15 protein-coding genes are annotated in these 16,972 nt (G+C 63.4%); all 15 read left to right on the forward strand.

Translation table 11 applies throughout. The features are described from left to right. Nucleotides 1-173: 173 nt before the first annotated feature. The 15 genes from mraZ to ftsZ are packed head-to-tail and all read left to right on the forward strand — an operon-like array spanning nt 174 to nt 16,933. Nucleotides 174-629, forward strand: coding sequence for a division/cell wall cluster transcriptional repressor MraZ (gene mraZ / locus CCOS864_RS05685; RefSeq protein WP_010220775.1), 456 nt, complete (start codon nt 174-176; stop codon nt 627-629). Then, nucleotides 626-1,573, forward strand: coding sequence for a 16S rRNA (cytosine(1402)-N(4))-methyltransferase RsmH (gene rsmH, locus CCOS864_RS05690; RefSeq protein ID WP_167458863.1), 948 nt, complete (start codon nt 626-628; stop codon nt 1,571-1,573). The genes mraZ and rsmH overlap by 4 nt, the downstream gene beginning before the upstream one ends. After that, nucleotides 1,570-1,863, forward strand: a complete 294-nt coding sequence (ftsL, locus tag CCOS864_RS05695; protein WP_115085426.1) for a cell division protein FtsL — start codon at nt 1,570-1,572, stop codon at nt 1,861-1,863. Before rsmH ends, ftsL begins: the two co-directional genes overlap by 4 nt. Beyond that, on the forward strand, nt 1,863-3,596 hold the full coding sequence (locus CCOS864_RS05700; RefSeq protein WP_166675647.1) for a peptidoglycan D,D-transpeptidase FtsI family protein: 1,734 nt from the start codon (nt 1,863-1,865) through the stop codon (nt 3,594-3,596). Before ftsL ends, CCOS864_RS05700 begins: the two co-directional genes overlap by 1 nt. Further along, on the forward strand, nt 3,596-5,059 hold the full coding sequence (locus CCOS864_RS05705; RefSeq protein WP_115085428.1) for a UDP-N-acetylmuramoyl-L-alanyl-D-glutamate--2,6-diaminopimelate ligase: 1,464 nt from the start codon (nt 3,596-3,598) through the stop codon (nt 5,057-5,059). Before CCOS864_RS05700 ends, CCOS864_RS05705 begins: the two co-directional genes overlap by 1 nt. Further along, nucleotides 5,052-6,422, forward strand: a complete 1,371-nt coding sequence (locus CCOS864_RS05710; RefSeq protein WP_115085429.1) for a UDP-N-acetylmuramoyl-tripeptide--D-alanyl-D-alanine ligase — start codon at nt 5,052-5,054, stop codon at nt 6,420-6,422. Before CCOS864_RS05705 ends, CCOS864_RS05710 begins: the two co-directional genes overlap by 8 nt. Then, nucleotides 6,422-7,504 carry a phospho-N-acetylmuramoyl-pentapeptide-transferase gene (gene mraY, locus CCOS864_RS05715; RefSeq protein ID WP_115085430.1) on the forward strand — a complete coding sequence of 361 codons (1,083 nt, stop codon included), beginning with the start codon at nt 6,422-6,424 and terminating at the stop codon, nt 7,502-7,504. Before CCOS864_RS05710 ends, mraY begins: the two co-directional genes overlap by 1 nt. A 6-nt stretch (nt 7,505-7,510) precedes the next feature. Beyond that, entirely contained in the window at nt 7,511-8,857 is a 1,347-nt protein-coding gene (murD, locus tag CCOS864_RS05720; protein WP_115085431.1) for a UDP-N-acetylmuramoyl-L-alanine--D-glutamate ligase, read from the forward strand. Further along, nucleotides 8,854-10,068, forward strand: a complete 1,215-nt coding sequence (gene ftsW / locus CCOS864_RS05725; RefSeq protein WP_115085432.1) for a putative lipid II flippase FtsW — start codon at nt 8,854-8,856, stop codon at nt 10,066-10,068. The genes murD and ftsW overlap by 4 nt, the downstream gene beginning before the upstream one ends. Then, nucleotides 10,058-11,137 carry an undecaprenyldiphospho-muramoylpentapeptide beta-N-acetylglucosaminyltransferase gene (gene murG / locus CCOS864_RS05730; RefSeq protein WP_115085433.1) on the forward strand — a complete coding sequence of 360 codons (1,080 nt, stop codon included), beginning with the start codon at nt 10,058-10,060 and terminating at the stop codon, nt 11,135-11,137. Before ftsW ends, murG begins: the two co-directional genes overlap by 11 nt. Next, a complete protein-coding gene (murC, locus tag CCOS864_RS05735; protein WP_115085434.1) occupies nt 11,130-12,584 on the forward strand; it encodes a UDP-N-acetylmuramate--L-alanine ligase in 1,455 nt (484 codons plus the stop codon). The genes murG and murC overlap by 8 nt, the downstream gene beginning before the upstream one ends. Further along, nucleotides 12,581-13,540, forward strand: a complete 960-nt coding sequence (locus tag CCOS864_RS05740) for a D-alanine--D-alanine ligase (RefSeq protein WP_115085435.1) — start codon at nt 12,581-12,583, stop codon at nt 13,538-13,540. Before murC ends, CCOS864_RS05740 begins: the two co-directional genes overlap by 4 nt. 4 nt (nt 13,541-13,544) lie before the next feature. After that, nucleotides 13,545-14,414 carry a cell division protein FtsQ/DivIB gene (locus tag CCOS864_RS05745; RefSeq protein ID WP_115085436.1) on the forward strand — a complete coding sequence of 290 codons (870 nt, stop codon included), beginning with the start codon at nt 13,545-13,547 and terminating at the stop codon, nt 14,412-14,414. A 15-nt stretch (nt 14,415-14,429) separates the two neighbouring features. Continuing rightward, nucleotides 14,430-15,689, forward strand: a complete 1,260-nt coding sequence (ftsA, locus tag CCOS864_RS05750; protein WP_010220793.1) for a cell division protein FtsA — start codon at nt 14,430-14,432, stop codon at nt 15,687-15,689. Between the two features lie 56 nt (nt 15,690-15,745). Beyond that, nucleotides 15,746-16,933 (forward strand): cell division protein FtsZ, encoded by a 1,188-nt coding sequence (gene ftsZ, locus CCOS864_RS05755; RefSeq protein ID WP_115085437.1) that lies wholly within the window; start codon nt 15,746-15,748, stop codon nt 16,931-16,933. Nucleotides 16,934-16,972 lie beyond the last annotated feature (39 nt).

Below are 16,972 nucleotides of genomic sequence, written 5' to 3' on the forward strand. Positions count from 1 at the left end.
ATTGTCCTTCTATCTTCTCTGTGCGCGCTAAATCTCCGATCTGTAAGGGATTTCCTTATAAGCGTGCCTTGACGGTGTGGTAGGCGGATTCCTATAGTGTGCGCAAGTGGCAGAAAGTGGCATGAAGTGGGTTTTCTGACACAAAAACGCTAACATTGTGGGGAATCGCAGCCGTGTTCCGCGGAGCCAACGCCATCAACCTCGACGCAAAGGGCCGTCTCGCAATGCCGAGCCGGTACCGTGACGAGCTCGATTCGCGTAGTTCCGGGCAGTTGATCGTGACCATCGATGCGGTTGATCCCTGTTTATGCGTGTACCCGCTCGATGAGTGGGAACTGATTGAAGCCAAGTTGCGCGCCTTGCCGTCATTGCGTGAAGAGAACCGTCGCCTGCAGCGTTTGCTGATCGGCAATGCGGTGGATCTGGAGCTTGATGGCAGTGGTCGTTTCCTGGTGCCGCCGCGTTTGCGCGAGTACGCCAAGCTCGACAAGAAGGCAATGCTGGTGGGGCAACTGAACAAATTTCAGCTGTGGGACGAGGATGCCTGGAACGCGGTTTCGGCAGCCGACCTTGCAGCTATCCAACAACCGGGCGCCATGCCTGATGAACTGCGTGATTTGATCCTGTGACTATAGATAGCGGCTTTAACCACATCACCGTACTGCTTGACGAAGCCGTCGAGGCTCTCGCCGTACGCGCCGATGGCTGCTATCTGGATGGCACCTTCGGACGCGGCGGGCATAGCCGGTTGATCCTCAGCAAGCTCGGGCCGCAGGGCCGGCTGCTGGGTTTTGACAAAGATCCTCAAGCGATTGCCACCGGGCAAGCGCTGGCGGCCGAAGACGGCCGCTTTGTCATTGTGCAGCGCAGTTTTGCCGAGCTGGGCGCCGAAGTCGCCGAGCGCGGCCTGGCCGGCAAGGTCAGCGGCATCCTGCTCGACCTGGGCGTGTCGTCGCCTCAGCTGGACGACCCTGAGCGTGGCTTCAGCTTCCTCAATGATGGCCCGCTGGACATGCGCATGGACCCGACCCGTGGCGTCAGTGCTGCCGAGTTCATTGCCAACGCGCCCGAAGAAGAAATCGCCCGGGTGTTCAAGGAATACGGCGAGGAGCGCTTTGCCAAACGCATGGCCCGTGCCGTGGTACTGCGCCGCGAAGAAACCCCGTTCACCCGCACCGCCGACCTTGCCGAAGTGCTCAAGGTCGCCAACCCGGCCTGGGAAAAGGGCAAGAACCCGGCTACCCGTGCCTTCCAGGGCCTGCGCATTCACGTCAACAACGAGCTCGGTGATCTCGAAGCCGGCCTTGATGCTGCGCTCGAAGCACTGGAAGTCGGTGGGCGGCTGGTGGTGATCAGCTTCCACTCCCTGGAAGACCGCATCGTCAAATTGTTCATGCGCAAGCTGGTCAAGGGCGAGGCCGACAACCTGCCGCGCAACCTGCCGGTCCAGCACAAGCATTTCGAACCGAAGATCAAGGTCCACGGCAAGGCCCAGTTCGCCTCCGAGGCCGAGCTCAAGGCCAACCCACGTTCGCGTAGCGCGGTCATGCGCGTCGCCGAGAAGCTGCGGTGAGCCGCTTGTTCGCCAAGCCTTTGCCAGGCGGAAGCTTCCTGATGCTTCTGCTGTTCATCGGCGTGCTCGTTTCCTCGGTGGCGGTGTCCTACAGCGCGCACTGGAACCGTCAGTTGCTCAACAGCCTGTACGGCGAACTCAGCGAGCGTGACAAGGCGCAGGCCGAGTGGGGTCGGCTGATTCTTGAACAGAGCACCTGGACTGCCCACAGCCGCATCGAGAACCTCGCCAGCGAACAGCTGAAGATGCGCATTCCGGCGGCTGACGAAGTGCGGATGGTGGCGCCATGATGAAACTCGACGGCGCACTCTACCCCTGGCGGTTCCGCGTGGTCATCGCCCTGCTGGCGCTGATGGTCGGCGCAATTGCCTGGCGCATCATCGACCTGCAGGTGGTCGACCGTGACTTCCTCAAGGGCCAGGGCGATGCCCGCAGCCTGCGCCATATCCCTATTCCTGCGCACCGCGGGCTGATCACCGACCGTAATGGCGAGCCGCTGGCTGTCAGTACTCCCGTGACCACCCTGTGGGCCAACCCGAAAGAAATGCAGGCTGCCAAGGAGCGCTGGCCGGCCCTGGCCGCCGCGCTGAAGCAGAACCCGCAGCAGTTGGCGGCGCGCCTGGAGCAGCAGGCCAGCAAGGAATTCATCTACCTGGTCCGCGGCCTGACCCCGGAGCAGGGCCAGGTAGTGCTCGATCTCAAAGTCCCCGGTGTCTATGGCATCGAGGAATTCCGCCGTTTCTACCCGGCCGGCGACGTCGCCGCGCACATGGTCGGCTTTACCGACCTCGATGATCACGGTCGCGAAGGGGTCGAGCTGGCCTACGATGAATGGCTGGCCGGCGTGCCCGGCAAGCGACAGGTGATCAAGGACCGGCGCGGCCGGCTGATCAAGGACATCCAGGTAACCAAAAACGCCAAGGCCGGAAAGACCTTGGCGTTGTCGATCGACCTGCGCCTGCAATACCTGGCCACCCGCGAGTTGCGCAACGCCATTGCCGAACAGGAAGCCAAGGCCGGCAGCCTGGTGATTCTCGACGTCAAGACCGGCGAAGTGCTGGCCATGGTCAACCAGCCGACCTACAACCCCAACAACCGCCGCAGCATGTTCCCGGCGGCCATGCGTAACCGGGCGATCATCGACGTCTTCGAGCCCGGCTCGACGGTCAAGCCGCTGTCCATGAGCGCGGCCCTGCAGAGCGGGCGCTGGAAGCCGACCGACAAGGTCGAGGTCTATCCCGGCACCCTGCAACTGGGGCGTTACACCATTCGTGACGTGTCCAGGAGCGAGGGGCCGATCCTTGACCTGACCGGCATCCTGATCAACTCCAGTAACGTCGGCATGAGCAAGATCGCCTTCGATATCGGTGGCGAATCGATCTACCGGGTGATGTCCCAGTTGGGTCTCGGTCAATACACCGGCCTGGGGTTCCCGGGCGAGCGCGTCGGCAACCTGCCGAACCACCGTGAATGGCGCAAGGCCGAAACCGCGACCCTGTCCTATGGCTACGGCCTGTCGGTCACCGCGCTGCAACTGGTGCATGCCTACGCGGCGCTGGCCAATGACGGCAAGATGGTGCCGCTGAGCATTCTCAAGGTCGACAAGGCGCCGGAGTCCACCCAGGTGGTGCCCAAGGAAGTCGCCGAGACCATCCAGGGCATGGTCCAGCAGGTCATCGAAGCGCCGCGCGGGGTGTTCCGCGCCCAGGTGCCGTTCTACCACGTGGGTGGCAAGTCGGGTACGGCGCGTAAAGCCACCATCGGTTCCAAGGGCTACACCGAAAACTCGTACCGTTCGCTGTTCGCCGGCTTCGGGCCGATGAGCGACCCGCGCTATGCCGTGGTCGTGGTCATCGACGAGCCGAGCAAAGGCGGCTACTTCGGTGGCCTGGTATCGGCACCGGTATTCAGCAAGGTCATGTCCGGTACGTTGCGCCTGATGAACATTCCGCCGGACAACCTGCCGCCGGCAACCCCACCGCAGCAGGTCAATGCTGCGCCCGCCAAAGGAGGGCGCGGTTGATGACGATGCCATTGAGCAAGCTTTTTACCCAGGCCAGCCGCGATCCGTCGATCCGCGAACTGACCCTGGACAGCCGTAACGTACGCCCGGGCGACCTGTTCCTGGCGGTGCCGGGTACGCGCATGGATGGCCGTGAACACATTGCCGACGCGCTCAAGCGCGGTGCGGCGGCGGTTGCCTACGAAGCCGAAGGCGCCACCGTGCTGCCGATCACCGAAGTGCCGCTGATTCCGGTCAAGGGCCTGGCGGCGCAACTCTCGGACATCGCCGGGCGTTTCTATGGTGAGCCAAGCCGTCTGCTCGACCTGGTGGGTGTCACCGGTACCAACGGCAAGACCAGCGTCACCCAGCTGGTGGCCCAGGCGCTGGACCTGCTCGGTCAGCACTGCGGTCTGATCGGCACCCTCGGTACCGGCTTCTATGGCGCCCTGCAAAGCGGTCGCTTGACCACGCCGGACCCGATCGCCGTACAGGCCACCCTCAACGACCTGAAGAAGGCCGGGGCCAAGGCCGTGGCCATGGAAGTGTCTTCCCATGCCCTGGACCAGGGCCGGGTCGCCGCCCTGGCATTCGACATCGCGGTGATGACCAACCTGTCCCGTGATCACCTCGATTACCACGGCAGCATGCAGGCCTACGAAGACGCCAAGACGCGCCTGTTCGGCTGGCCGAACCTGCGTTGCCGGGTGGTCAACCTCGATGACGACTTTGGTCGGCGGCTGGCAGCCGAGCAGGGTGAGTCGCGCCTGATCAGCTACAGCCTGAAGGATCCAGCCGCTTCGCTGTACTGCCGCGAAGCGCATTTCGATGATGATGGCGTGCGCGCCGTGATCGTCACTGCCCAAGGTGAGCACTCGCTGCGCAGCCGCCTGCTCGGGCGCTTCAACCTGAGCAACATGCTCGCGGCGGTCGGCACCTTGATGGCCCTGGATTACCCGCTGGACGAAATTCTCAAGGTCACCCCGGTGCTGGAAGGCCCGGTCGGGCGCATGCAGCGCCTGGGTGGCGGCAGCAAGCCGCTGGTGGTGGTCGATTACGCGCATACCCCCGATGCCCTGGAGCAGGTGTTGCAAGCACTGCGCCCGCATGCCAAAGGCCAGTTGCTGTGCCTGTTCGGCTGCGGTGGCGACCGTGATCGCGGTAAGCGTCCGCTGATGGCCGAAGTGGCCGAGCGCCTGGCGGATGGTGTGCTGGTCACCGATGACAACCCGCGCACTGAAGATCCGCAGCAGATCTTCGCCGATATCCGCCCTGGCTTTGCCCAGGCCGATGCCGTCGAATTCGTTGCCGGTCGTGGCCCTGCCATTGCGCAGTTGATTGCCAGTGCTGGCGTTGACGATGTCATCGTCCTGGCCGGCAAGGGGCATGAGGACTATCAGGAAATCAACGGCGAGCGCCACGACTTCTCCGACCTGGTCGAAGCCGAGAAAGCCCTTGCCGTGTGGGAGGCCCCCGATGCTTAAGCCATTGTCCCTCAGCCAGCTGACCGCGCCGCTCAACGGCCGCCTGCAGGGCCAGGACGCGACCTTCAATGGCGTCAGCATCGACAGCCGGGCAATCACTGCCGGGCAGCTGTTTGTCGCCCTGGCCGGGCCGCGCTTCGACGGTCACGACTACCTGAACGACGTTGCCGCCAAGGGCGCGGTCGCCGCCCTGGTGCAGCGCGAAGTGCCGGGCAGCAGCCTGCCGCAGCTGGTGGTTAGCGACACCCGCCTGGCCCTGGGCCAGCTGGGCGCGCTGAACCGCGCCGCATTCGACAAGCCGGTTGCCGCCATCACCGGTTCCAGCGGCAAGACCACGGTCAAGGAAATGCTTGCGAGCATTCTGCGTACCCGTGGCCCGGTGCTGGCCACTCGCGGCAACCTCAACAATGATTTCGGCGCACCGCTGACCCTGCTCGAACTGGCCCCGGAGCATACCGCGGCGGTCATCGAGCTGGGTGCCTCGCGCATCGGTGAAATCGCCTATACCGTCGGCCTGACCAAGCCGCAGGTAGCGCTGATCAACAATGCCGGAACCGCTCATGTCGGCGAGTTCGGCGGGCCAGAGAAGATTATCGAAGCCAAGGGCGAGATCCTCGAAGGTCTGGGTCAGGATGGCGTGGCGGTATTGAACCTTGATGACAAGGCCTTCGCCATCTGGAAAAAGCGCGCCGGCAATCGCTCGGTGCTGACCTTCGCCCTGAACAACGCCGGCGCGGATTTCCACGCCGGCAGCATTGCTCACGACCAGCGTGGTTGCCCGTCGTTCGACCTGCACAGCCCGCTGGGCGTGGCGCGGGTCCAGCTCAACCTGCTCGGTACCCACAACGTGGCCAATGCACTGGCCGCCGCCGCTGCCGCCCATGCCTTTGGTCTGACGCTGGACGGTATCGTCCAGGGCCTCAATGCCGTGCAACCGGTCAAGGGCCGCACTGTGGTGCAGATGGCGCCCAACGGTGTGCGGGTAATTGATGACACTTACAACGCAAACCCCACCTCCATGTGCGCTGCCGTTGATATACTCGCCGGCTTTTCCGGCCGCACCGTCCTGGTGCTCGGGGATATCGGCGAATTGGGCCAGTGGGCTGAGGAAGGGCATCGGCAGGTAGGCGAGTACGCCAAAGACAAGGTTTCGGCACTCTATGCGGTGGGCAGCAACATGGCCCACGCGGTAGCAGCGTTCGGCACCAATGCCCGACATTTCGCTAATCAAGCTGACCTGATCGACGCCGTTCGCGCCGCCGAGCAGGCCACCAACACCACTATTTTGATCAAGGGTTCGCGCAGCGCTGCGATGGAGAACGTCGTGGCGGCTTTGTGCGGTTCCAGCGGGGAGAAACATTAATGCTGCTGCTGCTGGCTGAGTATCTGCAACAGTTCTACAAAGGCTTCGCGGTCTTCCAGTACCTGTCCCTGCGCGGGATCCTTGGTGTACTGACCGCGTTGTCGCTGGCCCTTTGCCTGGGCCCATGGATGATCCGTACCCTGCAGATTCGCCAGATCGGTCAAGCGGTCCGTAACGACGGCCCGCAATCGCACCTGTCCAAATCCGGCACCCCGACCATGGGTGGCGCACTGATTCTTTCCGCGATCGGCATCAGTACCCTGCTGTGGGCCGACCTGACCAACCGTTATGTCTGGGTGGTGCTGATCGTCACTCTGCTGTTCGGCGCAATCGGCTGGGTCGATGACTACCGCAAGGTGATCGAGAAGAACTCGCGCGGCCTGCCAAGCCGCTGGAAGTATTTCTGGCAGTCGGTGTTCGGCCTCGGCGCAGCAATCTTCCTGTACATGACCGCTCCGACCAGCGTCGAAACCACCCTGATCGTGCCAATGCTCAAAGACGTCACCATCCCGCTGGGTATCGGTTTCGTGGTCCTGACCTACTTCGTCATCGTCGGCTCGAGCAACGCGGTGAACCTCACCGACGGCCTCGACGGCCTGGCGATCATGCCGACGGTGATGGTTGGCGGCGCCCTGGGCATCTTCTGCTACCTGTCGGGTAACGTGAAATTCGCTGAATACCTGCTGATCCCTTACGTGCCGGGCGCAGGTGAGCTGATTGTGTTCTGCGGCGCGCTGATCGGTGCCGGCCTGGGCTTTCTGTGGTTCAACACCTATCCGGCCCAGGTGTTCATGGGCGACGTCGGTGCCCTGGCACTGGGCGCCGCACTGGGCACCATCGCCGTGATCGTGCGTCAGGAAATCGTCCTGTTCATCATGGGCGGTGTGTTCGTCATGGAGACCCTGTCGGTGGTGATCCAGGTGGCCTCCTTCAAGTTGACCGGCAAGCGCGTGTTCCGCATGGCGCCGATCCACCACCACTTTGAACTCAAGGGTTGGCCCGAGCCTCGGGTGATCGTCCGCTTCTGGATCATCACCGTGATTCTGGTGCTGATCGGCCTTGCCACCCTGAAACTGAGGTAGAAACGCGTGTCCTTGATCGCTTCTGACCACTTCCGCATCGTTGTCGGCCTCGGCAAGAGCGGCATGTCCCTGGTTCGCTTCCTGGCGAACCGGGGCGTTGCCTTTGCGGTTGCCGACACCCGTGACAACCCGCCGGAACTGGATACCCTGCGCCGTGATTTTCCGCAGGTGGAAGTGCGCTGTGGCGAGCTGGACGTAGAGTTCCTCTGCCGCGCCGACGAGCTGTATGTCAGCCCCGGCCTGGCCCTGGCCACCCCGGCCCTGCAGCAGGCAGCTGCCCGTGGCGTGAAGCTGTCGGGCGACATCGAACTGTTCGCCCGCAACGCCAAGGCGCCGATCATTGCCATCAGCGGTTCCAACGCGAAAAGCACCGTGACCACCCTGGTCGGCGAAATGGCCGCCGCGGCAGGCAAGCGTGTGGCAGTCGGCGGCAACCTCGGTACCCCGGCGCTGGATCTGCTCAGCGACGACGTCGAGCTGTACGTGATGGAACTGTCGAGCTTCCAGCTGGAAACCACCGACCAGCTCAACGCCGAAGTGGCCACCGTGCTCAACGTCAGCGAAGACCACATGGACCGCTACAGTGGCTTGCCGGCCTATCACCTGGCCAAGCACCGGATCTTCCGTGGTGCGCGGCAGGTGGTGGTCAACCGTCAGGACGCCCTGAGCCGCCCGCTGCTGGCTGAAGGCCAGCCGGTATGGACCTTCGGTTTGAACGCGCCCGACTTCAAGGCCTTTGGTCTGCGTGAAGAAAACGGCGAGAAATACCTGGCGTTCGAGTTCCAGAACCTGATGCCGGTTCGTGAACTGAAAATCCGCGGCGCGCACAATCAGTCCAACGCCCTGGCAGCCCTGGCCCTGGGCCACGCTGTTGGCCTGCCGATGGACGCCATGCTGTCCAGCCTGCGCACCTTCGCTGGCCTGGCGCACCGTTGCCAGTGGATTCGTGAGCGCAATGGCGTGAACTGGTACGACGATTCCAAAGCGACCAACGTCGGTGCCGCCCTTGCGGCTATCGAAGGCCTGGGCGCCGATATCGACGGCAAGCTGGTGCTGGTCGCCGGTGGCGACGGCAAAGGCGCCGACTTCAGCGCGTTGACTGCGCCGGTTGCCGCCAACTGCCGCGCCGTCGTGCTGCTGGGCCGCGATGCCGAGCGCCTGGCCGAAGCCCTGGGTGACGGCGTGCCGCTGATCCGGGTGAAAACCCTCGATGAAGCGGTGCAGCAATGTGCCGAACTGGCCCAGCCCGGCGACGCCGTGCTGCTGTCGCCAGCTTGCGCCAGCCTGGACATGTTCAAGAACTTTGAAGAGCGTGGGCGCCTGTTCGCCCAGGCCGCAGGAGGGCTGGCATGATCTTCGGCATCATCAAGCCTTATCCATCGCCGCTGATCAGCGGGCGCGGCGTCGATCTCGATTTCGCCATGCTCGCCGGGTGCCTGGCACTGCTGGGCCTGGGCCTGGTGATGATTACCTCGGCTTCCTCGGAAGTGGCCGCGGTGCAGTCGGGCAACCCGCTTTACCACATGTTCCGCCACCTGGTGTACGTGGCAATCGGCGTGTTCGCCTGCATCGTCACCATGATGGTGCCCATCGCCACCTGGCAGAAGATGGGCTTCACCATGCTGGTCGGCGCCTTCGCGCTGTTGGTACTGGTACTGGTGCCAGGCATTGGCCGCGAAGTGAACGGTTCGATGCGCTGGATCGGCTTCAGTTTCTTCAACGTCCAGCCCTCGGAAATCGCCAAGGTCTTCGTGGTCATTTACCTGGCCGGATATCTGGTGCGTCGCCAGCAGGAAGTGCGCGAAAGCTGGATGGGTTTCTTCAAGCCGTTCATCGTGCTGCTGCCGATGGCCGGCCTGTTGCTGATGGAGCCGGACTTCGGCGCCACGGTGGTAATGATGGGCGCGGCGGCGGCGATGCTGTTCCTCGGCGGCGTCGGCTTGTTCCGCTTCAGTCTGATGGTGGTGCTGGCGGTTGCAGCGGTGTTCATTCTGGTCCAGGCCCAGCCCTACCGGATGGCGCGTCTGATCACCTTCACCGACCCCTGGTCGGATCAGTTCGGCTCCGGCTACCAGTTGACCCAGGCACTGATCGCCTTCGGTCGCGGCGAGTGGCTCGGCGTTGGCCTGGGCAACAGCGTGCAGAAGCAGTTCTACCTGCCCGAAGCGCACACCGACTTCGTCTTCTCGGTACTGGCCGAAGAGCTGGGTGTGGTCGGCTCGCTGGTTACCGTGGCGCTGTTCGTGTTCGTCACTGTGCGCGCGCTGTACATCGGCCTGTGGGCAGAAAAAGCCAAACAATTCTTTGCCGCCTATATGGCCTTCGGCCTGGCGTTCCTGTGGATCGGTCAGTTCCTGATCAACATCGGCGTGAACGTCGGCCTGCTGCCGACCAAGGGCCTGACCCTGCCGTTCCTCAGCTACGGCGGTAGCTCCCTGGTGATCTGCTGTGCCTGCGTCGGCTTGCTGCTACGCATCGAATGGGAGAGCCGTACGCACCTGGGCAGTGAAGAACACGAATTCAATGAAAGCGATTTTGCCGAGGAGCCGAATCATGGCCGCTAACGGCAAGAGCGTATTGATCATGGCAGGCGGCACCGGGGGCCACGTGTTCCCGGCGCTGGCCTGCGCCCGTGAATTCCAGGCGCGCGGTTACAGCGTGCACTGGCTGGGCACCCCGCGCGGTATCGAAAACGAACTGGTGCCCCAGGCCGGCCTGCAGTTGCACCTGATCCAGGTCACTGGCCTGCGTGGCAAAGGCAAGCTGTCGCTGCTCAAGGCGCCGTTCACCCTGGTCAAGGCCGTGCTGCAGGCGCGGCGGATCATTCGTCAGCTCAAGCCGGTGTGTGTGGTTGGCTTTGGTGGTTACGTGACCGGTCCGGGGGGCGTCGCTGCCCGGCTGTGCGGCGTACCCGTGGTGATTCACGAGCAGAACGCCCGCGCCGGTACCGCCAATCGGCTGCTGGTGCCTTTGGCTGGCCGAGTCTGCGAAGCTTTCCCCGACACCTTCGCGGCGTCGGACAAACTGCGCACCACCGGTAACCCGGTGCGCAGCGAACTGTTCATGGAAACCCTGCGCGAGCCCCTGGGTGCGCGCAAGCCTCGTTTGCTGGTGCTCGGCGGAAGCCTGGGTGCCGAACCGCTGAACAAATTGCTGCCCCAGGCTTTGGCCCAGGTGCCTCAGGAGATTCGTCCCGAGGTATTCCACCAGGCTGGCAAGCAGCATGACCAGATTACCGCCGAGCGTTATCGCGAGGCCGGTGTCGAGGCTCAGGTAGAGCCGTTCATCAAGGACATGGCCCATGCCTATGGCTGGGCTGATCTGGTGGTCTGCCGCGCGGGTGCGCTGACTGTCAGCGAGCTGGCCGCGGCCGGCTTGCCCTCGATGCTGGTGCCCTTGCCCCACGCCATCGACGACCACCAGACCCACAACGCCCATTATCTGGCCCGTGAAGGCGCTGCCTTCCTGATGCCACAAGCGACAACTGGCGCAGCGCAACTCGCTGAACGCCTGAACGAGGTGCTGATGCAACCGGAAAAACTCACCACCATGGCCGCCACTGCCCGGCGCCTGGCCAAGCCCGCTGCCACCCGCACCGTGGTCGATATCTGTCTGGAGGTGGCCCATGGTTGAGAACAAAAAAGCCATGCCACAACCGGAAATGCGCCGTATCCGTCGCATCCACTTCGTCGGTATCGGCGGTGTGGGCATGTGCGGTATTGCCGAAGTGCTGCTGAACCTGGGTTACCAGGTGTCGGGTTCCGACCTCAAGACCTCGCCGGTTACCGAGCGTCTGGAATCCTTCGGTGCGCAGATCTTCATCGGTCACCGTGCCGAGAACGCCGCCAGCGCCGATGTGCTGGTGGTGTCCAGTGCCATCAATACTGCCAACCCGGAAGTCGCCACTGCCCTTGAGCGGCGCATTCCGGTGGTGCCGCGGGCCGAGATGCTCGCCGAGCTGATGCGCTATCGCCACGGCATCGCCGTTGCCGGTACCCATGGCAAGACCACCACCACCAGCCTGCTGGCCTCGGTATTCGCCGCCGGTGGCCTGGATCCGACCTTCGTCATCGGTGGCCGCCTGAATGCAGCCGGCACCAATGCCCAGCTCGGCACCAGCCGCTACCTGATCGCCGAAGCCGATGAAAGCGACGCCAGCTTCCTGCACCTGCAGCCGCTGGTGGCCGTGGTCACCAACATCGACGCCGACCACATGGCGACCTACGAAGGCGACTTCAACAAGCTGAAGAAAACCTTCGTCGAGTTCCTGCACAACCTGCCGTTCTACGGGCTGGCGGTGATGTGCCTGGACGACCCGGTGGTGCGCGAGATCCTGCCGCAGGTCAAGCGTCCGGCGGTTACCTACGGTTTCAGCGAAGAAGCCGATGTGCGTGCGATCAATGTTCGCCAGTCGGGCATGCAGACCCACTTCACCGTGCTGCGCCGCGATCGCGAGCCGCTGGACGTGTCGGTCAACATGCCGGGCAACCACAACGTGCTCAACGCCCTGGCGACCATCGCCATTGCCACCGACGAAGGCATCAGCGACGAAGCCATTGTCCAGGGCCTCTCGGGGTTCCAGGGGGTAGGGCGGCGCTTCCAGGTCTACGGCGAACTGCCGGTGGACGGCGGCAGCGTGATGCTGGTCGACGACTACGGCCACCACCCGACCGAAGTCGCGGCGGTGATCAAGGCCGTGCGCGGTGGCTGGCCTGAGCGGCGCCTGGTGATGGTGTATCAGCCGCACCGTTACAGCCGCACCCGCGACCTCTACGACGATTTCGTCCAGGTCCTGGCCGATGCCAACGTGCTGCTGCTGATGGAAGTCTACCCGGCCGGCGAAGAGCCGATCCCGGGCGCCGACAGCCGTCAGCTGTGCCACAGCATCCGCCAGCGCGGCCAGCTCGACCCGATCTACATCGAGCGCGGCATCGAGCTGGCGCCGCTGGTCAAGCCGCTGCTGCGCGCCGGCGACATCCTGCTGTGCCAGGGGGCCGGTGACATCGGTGGCCTGGCCCCGCAATTACTCAAGAGTCCGTTGTTCGCTGGTGCAGTTGCCAGTCAGGGGAAGTCGAAATGACTGATAACGCATACGCCACTTTGCACTCGACCATCGAGCCGAAAGCCTTCGGCCGCGTAGCCGTGCTTTATGGCGGCAAGAGCGCCGAGCGCGAGGTTTCGCTCAAGTCCGGTGCCGCAGTCATCGAAGCGCTGACCAGCGCCGGTGTCGACGTGGTCGCCATCGATGTCGGTGACGACCTGCTGCAGCGCCTGCAGAGCGAGAAGATCGATCGCGCCTTCATCATCCTCCACGGTCGTGGCGGTGAAGACGGCAGCATGCAGGGCCTGCTGGAGTGCCTGGGCATTCCGTACACCGGCAGCGGCATCCTCGCTTCGGCGCTGGCCATGGACAAGCTGCGGACCAAACAGGTCTGGCACAGCCTGGGTATTCCGACCCCGCGTCATGCCGTGCTTAGCAGCGAAGTTGACTGTATTTCTGCAGGTGCGGAACTGGGCTTCCCTTTGATCGTCAAACCGGCCCATGAAGGTTCCAGTATCGGTATGGCGAAAGTGAACGGTGTCGACGAATTGATCGCCGCCTGGAAAGACGCCGCTACCTACGATTCGCAAGTGTTGGTCGAACAATGGATTCACGGTCCGGAGTTCACCGTCGCGACCCTGCGTGGCCAGGTGTTGCCACCGATCGCCCTGGGCACGCCGCACACGTTCTACGACTACGACGCCAAGTACCTGGCCTCCGATACCCAGTACCGGATCCCGTGTGGCTTGAGCCCTGAGAAAGAGCAGGAACTCATCGACCTGACCGCCCGCGCCTGCGACGCCATTGGCATCGCTGGCTGGGGCCGGCTGGACGTGATGCAGGACGAGCAGGGGCGTTTCTGGCTGCTCGAGGTCAACACCGCACCAGGCATGACTGATCACAGCCTGGTCCCGATGGCGGCACGCGCGGCCGGCCTGGACTTCCAGCAGTTGGTGCTGGCGATCCTGGCGGCAAGCGTCGAGGCGCGAGGTTAAGCCCATGCAAGGCGCGATGTTACGTCATCAGCAACCCGCCCCCGGCCGTAACAAGCCGGTGCCGCGTGGTGCCAGCCGGATGGTGGCCAAGGAGCCACTGTCGGCGCGCCTGCCCAAGGCCAACTTCAGCGTGTTCAAGCGCCTGCTCTGGCCGGTGTTGCTGGTCGCCGCCGGGTTTGGCGCCTACGAGGGTGCCCAGCGCCTGATGCCGTATGCCGACCGGCCGATCACCAAGATCGCCGTGCAGGGCGACCTCAGCTACATCAGCCAGCAGGCGGTGCAGCAGCGGATCGCTCCGTACGTGGCGGCAAGCTTCTTCACCGTCGACCTGGCGAGCATGCGTGCGGAACTGGAGCAGATGCCCTGGATCGCCCACGCCGAAGTGCGCCGGGTATGGCCGGATGAAGTGGTGATCCGCCTGGAAGAACAGTTGCCGGTAGCGCGCTGGGGTGACGAAGCCTTGCTCAATAACCAGGGCCAGGCCTTCACCCCGCGCGAACTTGCCAACTACGAGCACCTGCCGCAGCTGTTCGGGCCGCAGCGGGCGCAGCAAAAAGTAATGCAGCAATATCAGGTCCTGAGCCAGATGTTGCGGCCGATGGGCTTTTCGATTGCCCGGCTGGAGTTGCGCGAGCGCGGCAGCTGGTTCCTGACCACCGGTGCCGGTAGCGCCGGGCCAGGTATCGAACTGCTGCTGGGACGCGATCATCTGGTGGAAAAGATGCGCCGCTTCATTGCCATTTACGACAAGACACTCAAAGAACAGATCACGAACATCGCCCGCATCGATCTGCGTTATGCCAATGGCCTGGCCGTTGGCTGGCGGGAACCGAATGCACCGACAACGGCCCAACCCGCCGTTGCGAAGAATTAGAGAGAGGCAGGACCCATGGCAAATGCGCATAGCGGCAAAATGATCGTCGGGCTGGATATCGGCACCTCCAAGGTTGTGGCACTGGTGGGCGAAGTCGCCGCCGACGGCACCCTGGAAATCGTCGGTATCGGCACCCACCCATCGCGCGGGCTGAAGAAGGGCGTGGTGGTCAATATCGAGTCCACCGTGCAGTCGATCCAGCGCGCGGTCGAAGAAGCCCAGCTGATGGCGGGCTGCCGGATTCACTCGGCGTTCGTCGGTGTTGCCGGCAATCACATCCGCAGCCTGAACTCCCACGGCATCGTCGCCATCCGCGACCGCGAAGTCAGCGCGGCGGACCTGGAGCGCGTGCTCGACGCCGCCCAGGCCGTTGCCATCCCGGCCGATCAGCGGGTCCTGCACACCCTGCCGCAGGACTACGTGATCGACAACCAGGAAGGCGTGCGCGAGCCGCTGGGTATGTCCGGCGTGCGTCTGGAAGCCAAGGTCCACGTGGTCACCTGCGCCGTCAATGCCGCACAGAACATCGAGAAGTGCGTGCGTCGCTGCGGCCTGGAAATCGACGACATCATCCTCGAGCAGTTGGCCTCGGCCTACTCGGTCCTGACCGACGACGAAAAAGAGCTGGGCGTGTGCCTGGTCGACATCGGCGGCGGCACCACCGACATCGCCATCTTCACCGAAGGCGCGATCCGTCACACCGCGGTGATCCCGATTGCCGGCGACCAGGTGACCAACGACATCGCCATGGCCTTGCGCACGCCGACCCAGTACGCCGAAGAGATCAAGATCCGTTACGCCTGCGCCCTGGCCAAACTGGCCGGTGCCGGTGAAACCATCAAGGTGCCGAGCGTCGGCGACCGTCCGCCGCGCGAACTGTCGCGCCAGGCCCTGGCCGAAGTGGTCGAGCCGCGTTACGACGAGCTCTTCACCCTGATCCAGGCCGAACTGCGTCGCAGCGGCTACGAAGACCTGGTACCGGCGGGCATCGTCCTGACCGGCGGTACCTCGAAAATGGAAGGCGCGGTAGAACTTGCCGAGGAAATCTTCCACATGCCGGTACGCCTGGGCGTGCCGCACAGTGTTCGCGGCCTTAGCGATGTGGTGCGCAACCCGATCTATTCCACCGGTGTGGGCCTTTTGACCTACGGCCTGCAGAAGCAGTCCGACGGCTTGACCCTGACCGGTATCAGCAGCAGCAACAACGGCTATGGCGATGAACCGAAGGCTCCAGCGTTCGAACGCTTCAAACGTTGGGTCCAGGGCAACTTTTAAAGTTTCAAAGCAGTAGTAGTAGGCGCAAAAACTAGAGAACTGTAAGGAGAGGGAAAATGTTCGAGCTCGTAGACAACGTCCCGCAAAGTCCGGTCATTAAAGTGATCGGCGTCGGTGGCGGCGGTGGCAACGCCGTCAATCACATGGTCAAGAGCAACATCGAAGGCGTCGAATTCATCTGCGCCAACACTGATGCTCAAGCGCTGAAAAACATCGGCGCGCGCACCATCCTGCAACTGGGTACCGGCGTGACCAAGGGCCTGGGTGCTGGTGCCAATCCGGAAGTCGGCCGCCAAGCCGCGCTGGAAGACCGTGAGCGCATCGCCGAAGTGCTGCAAGGCACCAACATGGTGTTCATCACTACCGGCATGGGTGGCGGTACCGGTACCGGTGCGGCGCCAATCATCGCCGAAGTGGCGAAAGAGCTGGGCATCCTCACCGTTGCCGTGGTCACTCGTCCGTTCCCGTTCGAAGGCCGCAAGCGCATGCAGATTGCCGACGAGGGCATCCGTGCACTGGCTGACAGCGTCGACTCGCTGATCACCATCCCCAACGAGAAGCTGCTGACCATCCTCGGCAAGGACGCCAGCCTGCTGTCGGCATTCGCCAAGGCTGACGACGTTCTGGCCGGTGCCGTTCGCGGTATCTCCGACATCATCAAGCGTCCGGGCATGATCAACGTCGACTTCGCCGACGTGCGTACCGTGATGAGCGAGATGGGCATGGCGATGATGGGTACCGGCTGCGCCAGCGGTCCTAACCGTGCACGTGAAGCGACCGAGGCAGCCATCCGCAACCCGCTGCTCGAAGACGTCAACCTGCAGGGCGCTCGCGGCATCCTGGTCAACATCACGGCGGGTCCTGACCTGTCGCTGGGTGAATACTCGGACGTCGGCAGCATCATCGAAGCCTTCGCTTCCGATCACGCCATGGTCAAGGTCGGTACCGTTATCGATCCGGACATGCGCGACGAGCTGCACGTTACCGTGGTTGCCACTGGTCTGGGTGCGAAAATCGAGAAGCCGGTCAAGGTTATCGACAACACCATGCAGACTGCTGCGGCGCAGACCCCGGCACCGGCTCCTGTTCGTCACGAATCTTCGGTGAACTACCGTGATCTGGAGCGTCCAACCGTGATGCGCAACCAGGCTCACGCCGGTGCGGCAGCGGCTGCCAAACTTAATCCGCAAGACGATCTGGACTACCTGGACATCCCGGCATTCCTGCGTCGTCAGGCCGATTAATGAAATTTATCAGGGGTATAAGGGTGATTGGTGTTCAGC

Source organism: Pseudomonas wadenswilerensis (assembly GCF_900497695.1).
Taxonomy (GTDB): Bacteria; Pseudomonadota; Gammaproteobacteria; order Pseudomonadales; family Pseudomonadaceae; genus Aquipseudomonas; species Aquipseudomonas wadenswilerensis.